Annotated in this window: 11 protein-coding genes and 1 pseudogene; 7 read left to right on the forward strand and 5 right to left on the reverse strand. The window is 56.7% G+C overall.

Translation table 11 applies throughout. From position 1 onward, the window contains the following. Nucleotides 1-98: 98 nt before the first annotated feature. Nucleotides 99-1,058: a LysR family transcriptional regulator gene (locus ACLHDD_RS06865; protein ID WP_427103500.1), complete on the reverse strand. Its 960-nt coding sequence runs from the start codon at nt 1,056-1,058 to the stop codon at nt 99-101. Nucleotides 1,059-1,509: 451 nt separating this feature from the next. Between ACLHDD_RS06865 and ACLHDD_RS06870 the strand changes: the two genes are divergently transcribed. Next, nucleotides 1,510-1,716: a hypothetical protein gene (locus ACLHDD_RS06870; protein ID WP_313651432.1), complete on the forward strand. Its 207-nt coding sequence runs from the start codon at nt 1,510-1,512 to the stop codon at nt 1,714-1,716. Between the two features lie 332 nt (nt 1,717-2,048). After that, entirely contained in the window at nt 2,049-2,519 is a 471-nt protein-coding gene (locus tag ACLHDD_RS06875) for an anti-virulence regulator CigR family protein (RefSeq protein WP_427103501.1), read from the forward strand. A gap of 138 nt (nt 2,520-2,657) precedes the next feature. On the opposite strand, the pseudogene ACLHDD_RS06880 reads toward ACLHDD_RS06875, so the two are convergent. The 3 genes and pseudogenes from ACLHDD_RS06880 to ACLHDD_RS06890 all read right to left on the reverse strand — a co-directional run bounded on the left by ACLHDD_RS06880 (nt 2,658) and on the right by ACLHDD_RS06890 (nt 6,828). Then, a pseudogene (locus ACLHDD_RS06880) lies at nt 2,658-3,391 on the reverse strand (YoaK family protein). A 142-nt stretch (nt 3,392-3,533) separates the two neighbouring features. Beyond that, nucleotides 3,534-5,078, reverse strand: a complete 1,545-nt coding sequence (locus tag ACLHDD_RS06885; RefSeq protein WP_427103502.1) for a methyl-accepting chemotaxis protein — start codon at nt 5,076-5,078, stop codon at nt 3,534-3,536. A gap of 163 nt (nt 5,079-5,241) precedes the next feature. Then, nucleotides 5,242-6,828, reverse strand: coding sequence for a PTS transporter subunit EIIC (locus ACLHDD_RS06890; protein ID WP_427103503.1), 1,587 nt, complete (start codon nt 6,826-6,828; stop codon nt 5,242-5,244). Between the two features lie 256 nt (nt 6,829-7,084). Here ACLHDD_RS06890 and ACLHDD_RS06895 point away from each other — a divergent pair, with 256 nt between their 5' ends. From ACLHDD_RS06895 to pdeR, 5 genes are all read left to right on the forward strand, one after another. After that, on the forward strand, nt 7,085-9,388 hold the full coding sequence (locus tag ACLHDD_RS06895) for an FdhF/YdeP family oxidoreductase (RefSeq protein ID WP_427103504.1): 2,304 nt from the start codon (nt 7,085-7,087) through the stop codon (nt 9,386-9,388). Between the two features lie 111 nt (nt 9,389-9,499). Next, on the forward strand, nt 9,500-11,434 hold the full coding sequence (locus ACLHDD_RS06900; RefSeq protein WP_427103505.1) for an exoribonuclease II: 1,935 nt from the start codon (nt 9,500-9,502) through the stop codon (nt 11,432-11,434). A 201-nt stretch (nt 11,435-11,635) separates the two neighbouring features. Next, nucleotides 11,636-13,705, forward strand: coding sequence for a carbon starvation CstA family protein (locus tag ACLHDD_RS06905; RefSeq protein ID WP_427103506.1), 2,070 nt, complete (start codon nt 11,636-11,638; stop codon nt 13,703-13,705). Beyond that, entirely contained in the window at nt 13,698-13,988 is a 291-nt protein-coding gene (locus ACLHDD_RS06910) for a YbdD/YjiX family protein (RefSeq protein WP_427103507.1), read from the forward strand. Before ACLHDD_RS06905 ends, ACLHDD_RS06910 begins: the two co-directional genes overlap by 8 nt. A gap of 159 nt (nt 13,989-14,147) precedes the next feature. Next, on the forward strand, nt 14,148-16,133 hold the full coding sequence (gene pdeR, locus ACLHDD_RS06915) for a cyclic di-GMP phosphodiesterase (protein ID WP_427103508.1): 1,986 nt from the start codon (nt 14,148-14,150) through the stop codon (nt 16,131-16,133). 12 nt (nt 16,134-16,145) lie between these two features. Here pdeR and ACLHDD_RS06920 read toward each other — a convergent pair whose 3' ends face one another. After that, nucleotides 16,146-17,012 (reverse strand): crotonase/enoyl-CoA hydratase family protein, encoded by an 867-nt coding sequence (locus ACLHDD_RS06920; RefSeq protein WP_009089985.1) that lies wholly within the window; start codon nt 17,010-17,012, stop codon nt 16,146-16,148. Nucleotides 17,013-17,420 lie beyond the last annotated feature (408 nt).

The following is a 17,420-nucleotide window of genomic DNA, read 5'->3' on the forward strand; positions in this document are numbered from 1 at the left end:
TATTGACCAGACGCTCAGCCAAATCCGCCTGCCGGTAACGCGAGGAAATGGCCGATTCGGTTTTGGCCGGAAATAAGACGCGGGAGTATAAGGCGGAATCAGGTCTGGTTGATGATGCGCATAATGCGAGGATGTTCACTGGCAGCCAGTCGTTCAAACCCTGGCAGAAGCTGCGCGGCGGCCTCCACCAGCGCGTCCACCAGCGCCTGCGATGCAGCGGAAATCTGACGGCCCTGAGGGGTGATCACGCCAAAAAAATAGGGGATCGCTTCCTGCAGCGGACGGATCGCCACACCGGCAAGCGGCATCCCCCATCCCGTAACCGGTTCGAGAATGGCTACACCTAATCCCGCCCGCACACAGCCCAGAATATTTGCCGAGGCGTTAGTTTCGATGGTTTCCAGCAGCGGTGCTTTGACCTTCTTCAGCGCGTTTTCATAGCGTCCACGCAGACGCTGCGGGCTCCACGGGGCAATCAGACGACGGCCTGCCAGCTGGCTCAGCGACAGCTCACTGTTCGCTGCCAGCACATCATCCTCCGGCAACGCCACCACGCAGTGTGCCTGCCCAATCCAGTGCAGATCTACCGCATGATGCTCCAGTGGCAGACTGCATAAGCCGATATCGGCCTCGGCGGTGATCACCGCATGTGCGATCTGTACGGCGGATTCACTGATGATGTGTACTTTGTTTTGCAGCGTCAGCATGGACAGTGCCTGCGGCAGCAATCCGGCAGCCAGCGCGGGGGTTGCGGCAATAGTGAGTGGGCGATGCTGCTGGTGGGCAATTTCCTGCGCACGTAAGCGGATCTGCTGCAATGACAGCAGCGCCTTCTGCACATACTGATGCAGCTGTAACGCCTCTTCTGATGGATGAATGCGCGGACCATTGCGAATAAACAGGGGATAACCCAGCGACTGCTCCAGCTCCTGAATCAGACGGGAAACGGCGGGCTGTGAACGGTTCAGCGCTTTAGCGGCTGCGGTAACGCTGCCCGCAGAAATTACCGCTGAGAAAGCTTCCAGCTGACGCAGATCGAGGTCATTTAATAAAGTCATCGCTAGGGTACTTTCCTGACTCATTGATTTGATCGGCCCCGATAAACCTCGGGAAAAAATGCCATCATAGAGAGAGTTAAGCGAATTAGCCACCAGGAGAAAAAACCGCAGCGGTCGCCATTGTGCACTGTATCCGCTTCTCGCCAGACCAGACGCCTGAGGCAAACATAACGCTAAGGGGTAATGTTTCAGGGCAGTGGGTGAACGACTGCTTCTCTTCACACATAAACAGGGTGTGCAGGGGCAGACGTTGTGGGACGCCAGTATTTTAAGTGTCGCCTTATCGCCAGATGCCGCTATCCTGTTATGCGCAAACAGGCAGATTTTCTCTGCGAAGCGGCCCCCTCTGCTGAAGCTGCGGCAGCGATCAGGCTATTCTGTCGTATGAATATTTTTTGCAGATAACGATTTATGTTTTAATAATTAAAATTTGAAGAGGTTAGGGTTATTTATGGATGAGATAGATTTAGCTCAGGAGCGTGAAGAGGCGCATCTTGCGGCCTCCCTGGCAGCACGTAAGCCAAAAGTCGTGAGTCCCGACGGCATGTGCATCTGGTGCAAAGATGAATCTGTGGTGGCTGATACGGCTTTCTGTTCTGTTGAGTGCGATGAAGATTATCATAAGTATCGTCGTGAGCAGCGTCAGCGTATCAGCTGACGGCCAGTTCATTGGCCCTGATGCGTCCAGCCTTGCGTCTGGTATGCTGCTCAGCGCTCCCGCCCCCGCCGGATCATTAGCCGGCGCATATCCGGCCCTGACAGGCTACCGGCGGAGGAAAGCGGGGCCAGATAGCGATACCTGACCATCCCGGCTGAAGAGACGCCCTTACCGCTTTCCTGCAGCGCAACAGGCTATTCGGGAGGCTGCAGAGGCGTGTCTGGCCACACAGCGCCATTTTTTCATCGCGCCTGATCACATTTCCCCCCGGCGTGATTTCTGTTCATAATCTATTAATAAAAGTGATACGTTCATCCTGAGGAGTCAGACTCATGCAAAAGCATCGCCCTCTGGTTTCACTCGTGGCGCTGGTTCTGGGTGTCGCCGTTTCTGCTTCGCCAGTTTATGCAAATCCCGGCAATGGCAATGGCCATCATGAAAATAAGGGTGCTCACGGCAATCAGGGACGTCATGACGATAAGCCGAAAGAGAGACAACAGGAACGTAAAAACCACGGCCAACCTGATCGTGTCAGCGCGGACCTTTCCTTCTCCCGGGCACGAACGCTTGCGGTAAACTCTGGTCTGGTCGGTTACCCATCCCTGCCGCCGGGCATTGCCAAAAATGTTGCGCGAGGTAAACCGCTACCGCCAGGCATCGCGAAGAAAAGCCTGCCGGCGTCGATGGTTAATGAACTGCCCTATTATCCCGGCTACGAGTGGCGGGCTGTGGGTAACGATTTAGTTCTCATCGCCCTGAGTACGGCTATCGTGACCGCAGTAATCAACGGTGTCTTCGACTGATGACTGTACTCCACTGAACAGAAAGCCCCCTGCTGATGTCCCTCAGGTGAACCGCGTGACGTCAGCAGACGCGGCTACTGCGTGAACGATCGTCAGGAGGCCGCGACGCTTCCCGGGCGAAAAGTCTGAACGCCTGCCTTAAACACTCGCCTCGCCTTTTTGTTTCCCCCCTCGGGTGAAAATCGTTTTCAGCGCCAGACAGATTAATCCGCCCCCCACCGGCAGCAGAAAGTCATTACCGAGCAGCCTGTAAAGCCCTATTCCGGCAACCCCGCCTGCAAGAAACGCCAGCAGTGTGAGAGAGTGCAGGCGAAGGCGGCTGAAATAGAGCGGCGTCTCTTTAGGTGACGCTTTGCGCCGAAGCACTTCAAACAGCATTGCCAGCTCAATGCCGATATCCGTCGCCGTGCCGGAAACGTGGGTTGTACGTACCCGGGCATTGGAGATTCGGGTGACGACCGCATTTTGCAGGCCCATTAAAAAGCTCAAACTGGTAATTAACACCACCCCCGTAGCGCGAGGGGAAAAGAGCGGCACCACGCCCCCCAGTATCATCAGCGCGGCACCCTCAGTGAGAATGACAAAGGCATAAATGGTGCGGATATTCCGGCGCTGCCCCGCATTAATGATCAGCGTCGAACAGGCGGAGCCCGCTATAAAAAGCAGCACGACAGACAGAAAAAGAGGACCGGTCCCGCATTCGCTTTGGCCAGCTGATCGGAGAGCAGCGAAACATTACCGGTCATATTAGCGGAAAAAAAGCCGACGATCTCAAAGGCGGCGGTGTTCAGCGCGCCTGCGGTGGCGGCCAGCGTGCAGGCCAGACGGGTATCGGCGCTGCTGCTGCGGGCACTTTCGGTGCTGATTAGCATGACGCCCCCTTAACGATGAAAGCCCTGTTTTACGCCGATCCTTTCCCGGCCACAAGTTACTGAATCAACCTGCGCGTTTATTACGCTATTGCCACGTGAAACCGCAGCCCGGTCTCACGCGGCTAAGGCTCAGACGTAAGGGTTACTGGCCTGCCAGACGGAACGTGGCGACCGACTGCGTCAGATACTGCACCTGTTCCTCCAGCGAGGCGGACGCGGCGGCTGACTCCTGCACCAGCGCCGAGTTCTGCTGGGTCACACCGTCCATCTCGGTCACCGCCTGTTCGATCTGACCGATGCCCCGACTCTGCTCATCCGACGCGGTTGAGATATGTTCCATCAGCTCATTCACACGGCCGACCGAGGAGATAATTGCATTCATCGCCTCGCCGGTGCGGCTGACCTGATCAGAGCCGGTGCGGATGATTGAAACCGATTCGGCAATCAGGCTCCCTATCTCTTTAGCGGCCGTGGCGCTGCGCTGGGCCAGATTGCGCACTTCGCCCGCGACCACTGCAAAACCGCGTCCCTGCTCGCCCGCGCGGGCCGCTTCGACGGCGGCGTTCAGCGCCAGAATGTTGGTCTGGAAAGCAATGCTGTCGATGACCGTGGTGATCTCCTCAATCTTCTTCGAACTGGTGTTGATGAGTCCCATAGAGACCACGACGTCCTGCGACACTTTTTCGCCACTCTCTGCGTTCTTCACCGCTTCACTGGTCAGACGGCAGGCTTCGAAAACGTTTTCAGTATTCTGCTTCACCGTGGCACCCAGCTGCTCCATGCTGGCCGCGGTTTCGGTCAGCGCCGCAGCCTGCTGCTCGGTCCGCGAGGCCAGATCGATGTTGCCTGCGGCAATCTCCTGCGAAGCGGTAGAGACGGAACGGGTGGAATCCCGTACCTGAAGAATGATGGCGGTCAGCGCGCTGCGCATCTGCTCCAGCGATCCCATCAGCAACTGGATTTCACTGCGCGAGCCAGGCTTAACCGGCACCACGGAATCCAGTACGCCTGCCGCAATCAGCTTGCAGTGCGCCTGCGCATCGTTAAGGGGTGCCAGCACATAACGTTTCATGAAGAGATAGATCGCGATAATGATGGCAAAGAACAGCACACCCGACAGTCCCTGCAGCATGACGCCCGTCGAGAAGTGGCTCTGCGCATCGCTGTTCAGTTTCCTGGCATAAGCCTCATGCTGCGCCAGCACCCGGTCCAGGATGATCTCATACTGGCGATCAAGGCGAATCACGGTGGCGATCTGGTTTTTAAAACGTAGCTGGTCGTGTGCCTCTGCCGCCTCAATTAACGGCTGCAGTCCCTGCTGGCGATACGCCTGATAAGCCTGACGATAGGCCTCCGCGTCCGCCTCTTCGCCCGGCAGGCGCGGAGCATTCATGTAGGCCTCAAAGGCCGCATCCGCTTTACCGGCGACAGTCCGTACGCTGTCCAGCGTGGCGGGATTGCTGGCATCGCTGCCTTCCGTCTCTTTCATATATTCCATCAGGCGGACACGCAGCGTACGGCTGTGGTTGATCGGGTCGATCACCGAAAGCACCACGCGAATTTCTTTATTGACCGCATTCAGGGAGTGATTGCTCTGAAACAACAAGGAGGTACTGATCGCCACGCTGGCCAGAAACAGCACCAGCAGAAAAGAGAAAATAATCAGGGAGGATTTTTTTAACGACATCACAACGTTCCGAAAATAAAGAGGACAGTGTCGCTATATCGGCAAAAAAACGCCTCCCATTAGGGGCGCCCTTTCTTTAGTTACATTAAGCATAACGGCACAGGCCGGTCAGGTCCGGCAGAATGGCGCGGACAGCGGCCCGTGCCGAGGCATTCAGGCCGGTTCAGGCCACGCCCAGCGCACGTTTAACCTCACTTGCAATCTTCTCGACCTGCGGGCCATAGATCACCTGAACGTCATGGTCACTGACGCGGTTGACCCCGTTGGCACCGGTACTCATCAGCGTCTGATCGACGACCTCATTCATGGCTTTCACCCTTACCCGCAACCGGGTAAAGCAGCAATCGACATCCTCAATGTTGGCCTCCCCGCCTAATCCACTGATAATGACCTGGGTGCGCTCATCAGCGGCCACCTGCTGCGGTTTTTCATCCTCCGATTCGCGGCCCGGCGTCTCAACATTCATTCGGGTGATCACCAGCCGGAATGCAGAGTAGTAAACAGGTGCATAGATTGCTCCCAGCGCCAGCGTCCACCACCAGTGCGTTTTTGCGCCGCCCAGCATGCCGAATACGACCAGGTCGATGATGCCGCCCTGCACATTGCCAATCATCAGATGCAGCATCGACATCAGCATAAACGACAGGCCGGTGAGAAATGCATGCAGCAGATAGAGCACGGGAGAAACAAAGATAAAGCAGAACTCCAGCGGTTCTGTAATGCCGGTTGTAAACGACGTCAGCGCGCCGGCCATCACCAGCGCCCTGACCCGCTGTTTATGCTCTGGTCGCGCAGTGTGGTAGATCGCCAGCGCCGCGGCGGGCAATCCAAACATCATGACGGGGATTTTACCCTGAGCCAGAAACTGCGTGGCGGAACGCAGCGTCTCATCTGAAATTGATCCCGGATGCGTCAGCGAGGCATTGAAGATGTTCAGCGCGCCGACCACCGTCTGGCCATCCACGACCGCCATGCCACCGATGGGGGTAAATCGCACGGTTTCATTCAGAATGTGATGAAGGCCGGTGGGGATCAGAATGCGCTCGAATGTGCCCAGCAGAAACGCACCATACTGGCCACTTTTACCGATCATCTGACCTATCCAGGCGATGCCGCTGCCTATGGTTGGCCAGATCAGCGCCAGCAGTACCCCGACCAGCGGCAGGCAGACCACGGTGACAATCGGCACAAACCGCCGTCCGCTGAAGAAACTGATCGCCGTGGGCAGTTGCTGTGTGTAAAAGCGATTGTGCAGCACCACCGTCACCAGTCCGGCGATTACCCCGCCCAGCACGCTCATGTTGTAGGTAAAGATGCCCAGCATGTTGATATATTCCGCCGACATCATCATTGCGGCAGTCTGGTCCAGTCCCGCCTGCTGCAGGGCGGCAGGTGTCGTGGTGGCAGCGGTGATCCCACTGGCCGCCAGGGTGGCGCTGATGCCGACATTCATGACGATGTAGCCAATCACGGCGGCAAAAGCGGCGGTCGGCTTTTCCGCCTTTGCCAGTCCGATAGCGGTCGCTACGGCAAAGAAGAGCGGCAGATTAGTAAACAGCGCGCCGGCCACTTTACGGATAAAGCCAATGATTAACTGCGGTACCTGCATCTGGGCAAACGCTTCGCCGGTGACGGCCGGGTTCTGCATCGCCGCCGCCAGCCCCAGAAAAATGCCTGCGGCCGCGATAACTGAGATAGGCATCATTAATGCTTTGCCGAACGCATGGATCTGGCTGGTCAGCTGTTTCATCGGATTACGCCTCGCTGGATGCAAACAGGAAGTATGTGTCTGATGTGGCGAGAACTCCTGTTATCAGCAGGTTAAAAACGGGCAAAGTCTGACCAGCATCACACTTCGGGCGCCTGTACGATAAACGCCAGCTATCGCACCATTATGTCAATCAATTAGACAAGATTTGAGGATAGCTGCAGACTTCCTTTCACCATCAGGCTATAACCTGATAACAAACACCAAACAATAATGCCAATTATAAAAGCCTGCACTTATGAAATTTAAACGCCAAATAAAACCTTACCGCGCCGCTGCGGGCGGTTGGGGATCACTGGAAGCCACCACGCGTTTCGTTCTTGACAGCAAAGCGGCTCTGAAAAATATGCGCAATCTGATGCGCATGAACAAAGCCCGCGGGTTTGACTGTCCGGGCTGCGCCTGGGGCGATGACAACAAAAGTACCTTCAGTTTCTGCGAAAACGGGGCCAAAGCGGTCACCTGGGAAGCGACACGCCGCGTTGTTGATCCTGACTTCTTCGCTAAACACAGCGTCACCACGCTCTACACGCAGAGCGACTACTTCCTGGAGTATCAGGGCCGTCTGACCCATCCGCTGCGCTACAACGCCGAAACCGATCACTACGAGCCGATCAGCTGGGATGCGGCTTTTGCTCTGATTGCACAACACATCAGTGCGATGGATCATCCGAATCAGATGGAGCTCTATACCTCCGGCCGCGCCAGCAATGAAGCCTCCTGGCTCTATCAGCTGTTCGGTCGCCTGATGGGCACCAATAACTTCCCCGACTGCTCTAACATGTGCCATGAAGCCAGCGGCACCGGCCTGAAGCGCAGTATCGGCGTGGGTAAGGGCACCATTCGTCTGGATGATTTCGATCACGCTGATGCCATTTTTGTCTTCGGGCAGAACCCCGGCACCAACCATCCGCGTATGCTGCACAGTCTGCGTCATGCGGCCGACCACGGTGCGAAGATCGTCACCTTTAATACCCTGCGCGAGCGCGGTCTGGAACGCTTTGCCGATCCGCAGAAGCCGCTGGAAGTCGTCACGTCCAAAGCGGGTAACATCAGCTCGGCCTATTACCAGCCGAACCTGGGCGGAGATATGGCGGCGGTGCGCGGAATGGTGAAATCTCTGCTGGAGACCCATCGCGCGCGTCTGGCAGCGGGCGAACCTGGCCTGTTTGACCAGACCTTTATCAACGCTAAAACCCACGGCATTGAGGCCTATCTCGACGCCGTGGATAACACCAGCTGGATGCAGATTGTGGCGCAGTCCGGCCTGACACAGGCGCAGATCCGCGAAGCCGCAGCTATCTATCAAAGCGCAGACCGGGTGATCTGTACGTGGGCGATGGGGATTACCCAGCACAAGCACTCGGTCGATACAGTGCGGGAGATCACTAACCTGCAGCTGCTGTTTGGTCAGCTGGGCAAAAAAGGCGCTGGCCTCTGCCCGGTGCGCGGGCACAGTAACGTGCAGGGTAACCGCACGATGGGCATTGATGAGAAACCGGCTAAGGCCTTCCTGGATGCGCTGGGTAACCACTTCAGCTTCGAACCACCGCGCGCGCCAGGCCACAATACCGTTGAGGCGCTAAACGCGATGCTGCGTGATGAAGTCAAAGTGCTGATCGCACTGGGCGGCAACCTGGCGGCGGCGGCACCCGATTCACCCCGTACTGAAGAGGCGCTGTCACGCTGTGGCCTGACCGTGCATATCAGCACTAAACTGAACCGCAGCCATCTGGTGCCGGGTCACGAAGGGCTGATTCTGCCGACGCTGGGCCGTACCGAGCGCGATCGGCAGGCGACCGGCAATCAGTTCATCACGGTCGAAGATTCTTTCAGCATGGTGCACGCCTCTGAAGGGATCGGCATCCCGCTGGCGGATACACAGCGTTCAGAGACGGCGATCGTGGCCGGTATCGCTGAAGCCGTGCTTGGCAGTGACAAGGTGAAATGGCGCGAACTGGCGGGTGATTACAATCTGATCCGCGAGCATATCGCCGCCACTATTCCGGGCTTTGCTGACTTTAACGCTAAATGCGATATTCCGGGTGGCTTCTATCTGGGTAACGCGGCGGCGGAGTTACGCTTCAATACGCCAAGTCAGAAAGCGGAGTTCTGCGCTTCATCCCTGCCGGATTCGCTCTTCCCGACGCTTGATCAGGCAGTGCCTTTCACACTGCAGACGCTGCGCTCACACGATCAGTACAACACCACCATTTACGGCCTTGATGACCGTTATCGTGGCGTGTTTGGTCAGCGTGAAGTGGTGTTTATCAACCCGGACGACATGGCCGATCTGGGCTTCACGGAAGGCCAGAATGTGGACATCGAAACGCTGTGGAACGATGGCATCACCCGTCGCGTCAGCGGCTTTAAGCTGGTTCCCTACAATATTCCGCGCGGTAACCTGGCGGCCTATTACCCGGAAACCAACCCGCTGGTGCCGCTGAACAGCTTCGGCGACGGCAGTGGTACACCAACGTCTAAATCTGTACCGGTGAAGCTGGAACTGTCATCGGCGCTGGCCGATCAGCGCATCGCCTGACAGCGGTCTCACCGCGTCCTGAAAAGCCGGCTCGTCCGGCTTTTTGCCTTGCCGCGCGGCGTCGAATCGCGTAAAACTGTCAGCCGCAATCAGGCCACGAAACGAAAAATTATGTTCCAGGATAACCCGCTGCTCGCGCAGCTGAAAGAGAAGCTCCATTCGCAAACGCCTCGTGCTGAAGGCGTCGTTAAAGGCACCGAAAAAGGTTTCGGCTTCCTGGAAGTCGATGCCCAGAAGAGTTACTTCATTCCGCCTCCGCAGATGAAGAAAGTAATGCATGGCGATCGTATTGTTGCGGTGATCCACAGCGATAAAGATCGCGAGAGCGCTGAGCCGGAAACCCTGGTTGAGCCGTTCCTGAGCCGCTTTGTCGGCCGGGTGCAGAAGAAAGACGATCGCCTGTCGATCGTGCCGGACCATCCCCTGCTGAAAGATGCGATTCAGTGTCGCCCGGCGCGCGATGTCAGCCATCAATTCGAAAATGGCGACTGGGCCGTGGCAGAGATGCGTCGTCATCCGCTGAAAGGCGATCGCGGCTTTTACGCCGAACTCACCGATTTTATTGTCAAAGCCGACGATCACCTGGCACCGTGGTGGGTGACGCTGTCGCGTCATAACCTGGAGCGTGAAGCGCCCGACGTCAGCTTTGGCGAGATGCTGGACGAAAATCTGACGCGTGAAGATCTTACCGCGCTCAGTTTCGTGACCATCGACAGCGCCAGCACCCAGGATATGGACGATGCACTGTTTGCAGAGGCGCTGGAAGATGGCTCCCTGCGTCTGACCATTGCTATCGCTGATCCTACCGCCTGGGTCGCTGAAGGCAGTCAGCTTGATAAGGTCGCTGCCCAGCGCGCCTTCACCAACTACCTGCCAGGTTTTAATATCCCGATGCTGCCGCGCGAGCTCTCTGATGATGTCTGCTCGCTGCGTCCTGATGTGCGCCGTCCGGCCCTTGCCTGCCGTGTGACCGTGGCAGCGGATGGTTCACTGGGCGATGACGTGACGTTTTTTGCCGCCTGGATTGAATCCAAAGCGAAGCTGGCCTACGACAATGTCTCTGACTGGCTGGAAAACAGCGGCAGCTGGCAGCCGGAAAGCGAGGCAATTGCAGAGCAGATTCGTCTGCTGCATCGCCTCTGCCTGGCGCGCAGCGAATGGCGTCAGACACACGCGTTGGTGTTTAAAGATCGTCCCGACTACCGCTTCCTGCTGGGTGATCAAGGTGAAGTGCTGGAGATTGTGGCTGAACCGCGCCGCATCGCTAACCGCATCGTTGAAGAGTCGATGATTCTGGCCAACATCTGCGCGGCACAGGTTCTGCGCGATCGCCTCGGCTTCGGAATTTACAACGTCCATGCCGGTTTCGACACCACTAATGCCGAGCAGGCGGCTGCCGTTCTGGCCAGCCACGGCGTAACGGCAGATGCGCAGGCGATTACGACGCTGGAAGGGTTCCGCGTGCTGCGTCGTGAACTTGACGCCCTGCCGACCCCGTTCCTGGACAGCCGCATTCGCCGTTTCCAGACCTTTGCAGAGATCAGCACCGAGCCAGGCCCGCACTTCGGGCTGGGACTGGAGGCGTACGCCACCTGGACCTCCCCGATTCGTAAATTCGGCGATATGGTGAACCATCGTCTGCTGAAAGCGATTATCCGTGGCGAGCAGGCCTCCCGCCCGGATGAGGCCGTCACGATCACGATGAGTGAGCGTCGCCGTCTGAACCGGATGGCAGAGCGCGATGTGGGTGACTGGCTCTATGCGCGCTATCTGGCGCCTTTCGCGGCCACCGATCGTCGCTTCAGCGCCGAGATCATCGATGTGTCGCGCGGCGGTATGCGCGTTCGCCTGCTGGAAAATGGCGCGGTGGCCTTTATCCCGGCACCGTTCATTCACGCGGTGCGTGATGAGCTGGTCTGCAGCCAGGAGAACGGCAGCGTGCAGATTAAAGGCGACGTAGTTTACCGTGTCACTGACGTGATTGATGTCACTATCGCCGAAGTCCGCATGGAAACCCGCAGCGTCGTGGCGCGTCCCGCCGCCTGACCGGCAGGTCACTGCCCCCTGCTCCGGGCGGGATAACGCTGGTTATCCCGCCCGCTCCCCGCCTGACAGTATTGCAAAAAAGTTAAATTTGTACCCCGCTTCACACTTCTCCACTGATTAACTTTCACTTACATTCCATTACATTAAGTTTAGCTCGTTGTTTTCGATCGCTTCCCTCTCGGTCCTCACAAGGAGTTAGTCATGAAAAACGTCAAAACCAGTGTCATCTGGTTAGTGGTGGCGTTAATCGGCGCGGGCGCTTTCGCCATGCTGGCCCTCAGCCGCGGCGAACACGTCAACGCAGTCTGGCTGGTGATAGCCGCTGTCGCCTGTTACAGCATCGCTTACCGCTTCTACAGCCTGTTTATCGCCCGCAATATCTTCGAACTTGACGATCGCCGGATGACACCCGCCGAGCGACTGAGCGATGGACTCGATTATGTCCCGACAAATAAGTGGGTGCTGTTTGGCCACCACTTTGCGGCGATAGCCGGAGCCGGGCCGCTGGTTGGTCCGATCCTGGCGGCGCAGATGGGCTTCCTGCCCGGCACCATCTGGATTCTGGTTGGCGTCATGCTGGCGGGCGCGGTGCAGGATTTCCTGATCCTGTTTATCTCCACCCGCCGCGATGGCCGATCGCTGGGCGAAATGGCCCGGCAGGAGCTGGGGCCGTTTGCCGGTGTGGTGACCATGCTCGGTGCGCTGGGCGTGATGATCATTATTCTGTCGGCGCTGGCGCTGGTGGTGGTTAAAGCCCTGGCGAACAGCCCGTGGGGGCTCTTTACCATTGCGGCCACGATTCCTATCGCGCTGTTTATGGGCGTCTACATGCGCTTTATCCGCCCGGGGAAAATCGCTGAGGTCTCGCTGATTGGTTTTGTGCTGATGATGGCGGCGATTATCTATGGTGGCGACGTCGCGCAGCATCCTTACTGGGGCCCCTTCTTTACACTGAAAGGGACGTCGCTGACCTGGGTACTGGTCATCTATGGTTTTATCGCCTCAGTACTGCCGGTCTGGTTGTTACTGGCTCCGCGTGATTATCTGTCGACCTTCCTGAAAATCGGCGTTATTGCCGGTCTGGCCGTGGGGATCGTCTTCGCCCTGCCAGAGCTGAAGATGCCGGCCGTTACCCGCTTTATCGACGGCACCGGCCCGGTCTTTGCTGGTGCGATGTTCCCGTTCCTGTTTATCACGATCGCCTGCGGGGCGATTTCTGGCTTCCATGCGCTGGTTTCCAGCGGCACCACACCAAAACTGGTCGAGCGTGAGAGCCACATTCGCTTTATTGGCTATGGTGCCATGCTGATGGAGTCCTTTGTCGCGATCATGGCACTGATTTGTGCCTCGGTGCTGGATCCGGGTATCTACTTTGCCATGAACTCGCCTGCCGCGCTGATTGGCACCACCGTAGAAAGCGCTTCACAGGTCATCAACGGCTGGGGTTTTGTCGTAACACCCGAAATGCTGAGTGGTATTGCACGCGATGTGGGTGAAGGTTCGATTCTGTCCCGGGCCGGTGGTGCGCCGACCTTTGCGGTGGGTATGGCCCATATCATCACCGAAATCTTCAACAGCCGCGCGATGATGGCGTTCTGGTATCACTTCGCTATTCTGTTTGAAGCGCTGTTTATCCTGACCGCGGTGGATGCCGGCACCCGCGCCTGCCGCTTTATGGTGCAGGACCTGGTGGGAACGGTTGTGCCCTCTCTGGCAAATAACCGCTCCTGGCTGGGCAATATGGCGGGCACCACTGTCGCTGTTGCAGGCTGGGGATTCTTTGTTTATCAGGGCGTCGTCGATCCGCTGGGCGGTATTAACACCCTGTGGCCGCTGTTTGGCATCGGCAATCAGATGCTGGCCTCAATGGCACTGATTCTGGGCACTGTGGTGCTGTTCAAAATGAAGAAGCAGCGTTACGCCTGGGTCACCATCCTGCCGACGGTCTGGTTGTTTATCACCTCGATGACGGCGGGCTGGCAGAAAATCTTCCATGAAAAACCGGCTATCGGTTTCCTGGCGCAGGCCGCTAAGTTCCGAAAAGGGCTGGAGGAAGGCGTGATCATTGCGCCCGCCAAAAGCGTGGCCGATATGCAGACTATCGTGTTCAGCAATCAGATCAACGCCGGACTGTGCGCCTTCTTTATGCTGGTGGCGGTTACGATGCTGATTTCTGCCTTTTTTGTCATTCGCCGGGCGCTGCGCAGCGATCGGCCGACCGTTCAGGAATCCTCAGTGACGCTGCGCAATAAGGCGGTGCGTCATGTCTGATGCGATATATCAGGTCCGGCGGCCGCAGGGAAAATGGCAGATTATCCGCTGCCATCCTGCTGCTACGCCGGCATCCCGGGCCTTCAGCTGGCGGGGGTTATGGCGCGGTCTGCAACAGTGCTTCCGCTTAATGGTCGGGGTTCAGGATTATCAAAAATACCTGCAGTATATGCGTCAGCAGCATCCTGATCAGTTACCGATGAACGAACGCGATTTCCACCGTTATTGCCTGGATGCGCGTTTCCCCAGCCAAGCCGGTAAACTGGGAAAATGCCCCTGCTGAACGCGCTTAACAGCCCCGCATCGGCGGGGCTTTTTTGTGCCATTCTTATCTGGACAGGAAAATATATTTCATTTGCATCTTGTGCTGGCGCGAGATGATGAATACTGTTGCTAAAATAATGAGATAACGTATGCAGAGCACTTCCCGGAGGAAGTTTCCATGACCGATGAACAAGGGCAAACGTTGTTGTACACCCTGTTTGGTACAACCAGCCCTCATTGGCGTCTGACCGCGGACAGCGATGCGTTGCATTTTGCCGAAGATGAGTCATCACAAACCAATATTGCCCTGCCGCTGACACCTGGCCAGGCGGCTATGATCCGTGCCATGCCGGTCATTACTTCAAGCATCAATCTGACCATGACGCTGCAGGGCATTGATGTGCCTATGCATTTTGTGGGACGTAAAGTTAATCAGTCCTCCTGGGCAGGTACCGCCTCCGCCTGGGGCGACACGTCTGCAGTGGCCCGCGACTTAACCCTGGGACTCTCTTTCGCTGAACAGGTGGTTTCTGAAGCCAACTCGGTGATTGTCATTCTGGACCAGCGCGGCAATATCCAGCGATTCAACCGTCTGAGTGAGGAATACACCGGCCTGAATGAGCATGAGGTGATTGGCCGAAACGTTTTTCAGCTCTTTATGACGAAACAGGAAGCCTCTCAGTCGCGGCGCAACATTGCGGGTTTCTTTCGCGACGGCAATTCCTATGAAGTTGAGCGTTGGGTCAAAACCAAAAAGGGACAGCGACTGTTTCTGTTTCGTAATAAGTTTGTTCACAGCGGCAGTGGCAAAAATGAAATCTTCCTCATCTGTTCAGGTACAGACATCACCGAAGAGCGACGTGCTCAGGAGCGGTTACGGGTGCTGGCCAACACCGATACGGTGACCGGCCTGCCGAATCGCAACGCCATTCATCAGCAGATTAGTCTGGCGCTGGAGCGGTCAGAGAGCGATGAAACTGGTGTGGTCTATCTTGACCTCGACAATTTTAAAAAAGTGAATGACGCCTACGGTCACATGTTCGGCGATCAGCTACTGCAGGCCGTTTCCCTGGCTATTCTGAGCTGTCTGGGCAAAGATCAGACGCTGGGACGATTGGGTGGCGATGAGTTTGTAGTGCTGGCGGAACACACCAGCCAGGCGGCGCTGGAGGCAATGTCATCCCGCATCCTTGAACGCCTGCGCCAGCCTTTCCGTATCGGCCTCATCGAAGTCTACAGCGGTTGCTCCATTGGCATTGCCTACGCGCCGCTGCATGGTGAAGATCGGGAAAGCCTGATTCGCAATGCGGATACCGCCATGTATCACGCGAAGGAGAACGGTCGCGGCAAATTCTGCGTGTTTGCGGCGGAGATGAATCAGCGGGTTTTTGAGTACCTGTGGCTGGATACCAACCTGCGCAAGGCGCTGGAACTCGATCACCTGCTGGTACATTATCAGCCGAAAGTAGACAGCGATGGAGAGGTCCGCAGCGCCGAAGCGCTGGTGCGCTGGAACTCACCTGAGCGTGGCATGGTGTCGCCGGCTGATTTCATCCCCTATGCTGAAGAGTCAGGGCTGATTGTGCCACTGGGACGCTGGGTCATGCTTAATGTACTGAAGCAGATTATCGTCTGGCGTCAGCAGGGTATTTCTCTGCGTGTCGCCGTCAACGTTTCGGCTCGCCAGCTGATCGACCAGAGCATTTATACCGACCTGAAACAGGCGCTGCAGGAGGCCAGCCTGACGGAATGCCCTATCGATATCGAGCTGACCGAGAGCTGCCTGATTGAAAATGAGACTGAAGCACTGAAGCTGATGAAGCAGTTTCAGGAGCTGGGCGCTCAGGTTCATCTGGATGACTTCGGCACCGGCTACTCTTCGCTTTCTCAGCTGGCACGTGTGCCGATCAATGCCATTAAGCTCGACCAGAGCTTCATTCGCGATATCAATAAGCAACCGGTTTCACAATCACTCGTTCGTGCCATCGTCGCCGTGGCCAAGGCGCTCGATTTGCAGGTTATTGCGGAGGGAATCGAAACACCGGATGAAGAAGCCTTTGTCCTTAAAAGTGGGGTGGACGGGCGACAGGGTTACTATTACGCAAAACCAATGCCCGCGGAGCAATTTGGGCATTGGCTGGCTAAGCATCCTGCCCGCGTTTAACGCGACTCCGGATTAACCCGCTTTACGCAGTGATGCGCTGTGGCGGTTCTGCAGCTGGACCAGGCGTTCCATGTAGGCAATATCTTTGGGTTCGAGGGTAAACGCGTAATCGACCCAGTCTTCCGTGATATCCATCAGCTCAGCGCGCGACAGTTGCAGTACGCGCTGACGTGCTTTCAGCATCGCCCGGACGCCGTTGAGTTTAGGCCGTAAAGTATCGATAAAAGTGCGTGTGGCACGATAGCTGTCACCCGGCTGGAAGACTTTGTCCACCAGGCCGCGCGTTTCATACCACTCTGCACTGTGCGACTCCCCTTCACAGATCAATTCCTCTGCCAGCTTCATGCCGGAACGACGCGCCACCAGAGAGTAACCGCCCATGCCCGGGAAGAGGTTGAATGCAATTTCCGGGAAGCCCATACGCGCGTTGTTCTGCGCCAGAATAAAGTGGTGCGCCAGCGCCGCCTCAAATCCACCGCCTAACGCACTGCCTTCGATCATGGCCAGCGTTACCGCGCCAGTATCGAAGCCCCGGGCTGCCGAATGAATGCAGTCCACACAGGCACGTGCATAAGCCCGCAGTGCTTCACGCCGGTTGTTGCGAATGCACTCCACGAAGAAGCGCAGATCGCCACCCGCATTGAACATCTGCGGCACCAGCGATCCGGTGACCCAGAAGTCGATTGGCAGACCGGAACGCTGTGCGGCGTAGCTCAGGTTCATGATCTCCTCAATCAGCTCATGGTTGAAGCTCGGGCGAGGCTGCGCACGTAACATCATCCACATGGTACGCCGCCCCTCTTCGTAATAGGCGACTAACTGCGTGGTGTTGCCAGCTTCAGTAAATAATCTGCAGGTTGGTTGGTTAATAACTGTCATTGTCTCATCCTCTGTTTATATTTGATGCGTTAAATACGCGACATCAGCGTAATGCAGAGTGAGGACAGACCAAATGAGAGATTGATTTACAACACAAAATCCAGAGTGATCCCTGACTCTCATTTTCCGGATTGATTAGACAGATTACTGGGTGGAAATTTACGTCCGGAGGACAACATGCAGACGCATAACACGTTTTAATTTTTCCCCGACAGCGTTCTGATCGGCAAAATCGGGTTCCCATCGCGGTTCCTGTCCCGCGTTCCAGGACAGATGAGATACAGGTGCAGTCAGCGGCTCAAGTTTCTCTAATACAACGCCGGTCGTAGTGAGAAGAAATGGCTGGCGAAACAGGAGTGGCCCGAATAAGCCACACAGATGCCCTTCCAGGATGACCGTGGTTGTAAA

This window comes from Pantoea sp. NSTU24 (assembly GCF_050157905.1).
In the GTDB taxonomy this organism is placed as follows: Bacteria; Pseudomonadota; Gammaproteobacteria; order Enterobacterales; family Enterobacteriaceae; genus Pantoea.

Bases quoted from the DNA above. Each gene is read 5' to 3' on its own strand.
- ACLHDD_RS06875 (WP_427103501.1), top strand. From the start codon at position 2,049: ATGCAAAAGCATCGCCCTCTGGTTTCACTCGTGGCGCTGGTTCTGGGT.
- ACLHDD_RS06910 (WP_427103507.1), top strand. From the start codon at position 13,698: ATGTCTGATGCGATATATCAGGTCCGGCGGCCGCAGGGAAAATGGCAG.
- ACLHDD_RS06920 (WP_009089985.1), bottom strand. From the start codon at position 17,012: ATGACAGTTATTAACCAACCAACCTGCAGATTATTTACTGAAGCTGGC.
- ACLHDD_RS06870 (WP_313651432.1), top strand. From the start codon at position 1,510: ATGGATGAGATAGATTTAGCTCAGGAGCGTGAAGAGGCGCATCTTGCG.
- ACLHDD_RS06895 (WP_427103504.1), top strand. From the start codon at position 7,085: ATGAAATTTAAACGCCAAATAAAACCTTACCGCGCCGCTGCGGGCGGT.
- ACLHDD_RS06905 (WP_427103506.1), top strand. From the start codon at position 11,636: ATGAAAAACGTCAAAACCAGTGTCATCTGGTTAGTGGTGGCGTTAATC.
- pdeR (WP_427103508.1), top strand. From the start codon at position 14,148: ATGACCGATGAACAAGGGCAAACGTTGTTGTACACCCTGTTTGGTACA.
- ACLHDD_RS06885 (WP_427103502.1), bottom strand. From the start codon at position 5,078: ATGTCGTTAAAAAAATCCTCCCTGATTATTTTCTCTTTTCTGCTGGTG.
- ACLHDD_RS06865 (WP_427103500.1), bottom strand. From the start codon at position 1,058: ATGACTTTATTAAATGACCTCGATCTGCGTCAGCTGGAAGCTTTCTCA.
- ACLHDD_RS06890 (WP_427103503.1), bottom strand. From the start codon at position 6,828: ATGAAACAGCTGACCAGCCAGATCCATGCGTTCGGCAAAGCATTAATG.
- ACLHDD_RS06900 (WP_427103505.1), top strand. From the start codon at position 9,500: ATGTTCCAGGATAACCCGCTGCTCGCGCAGCTGAAAGAGAAGCTCCAT.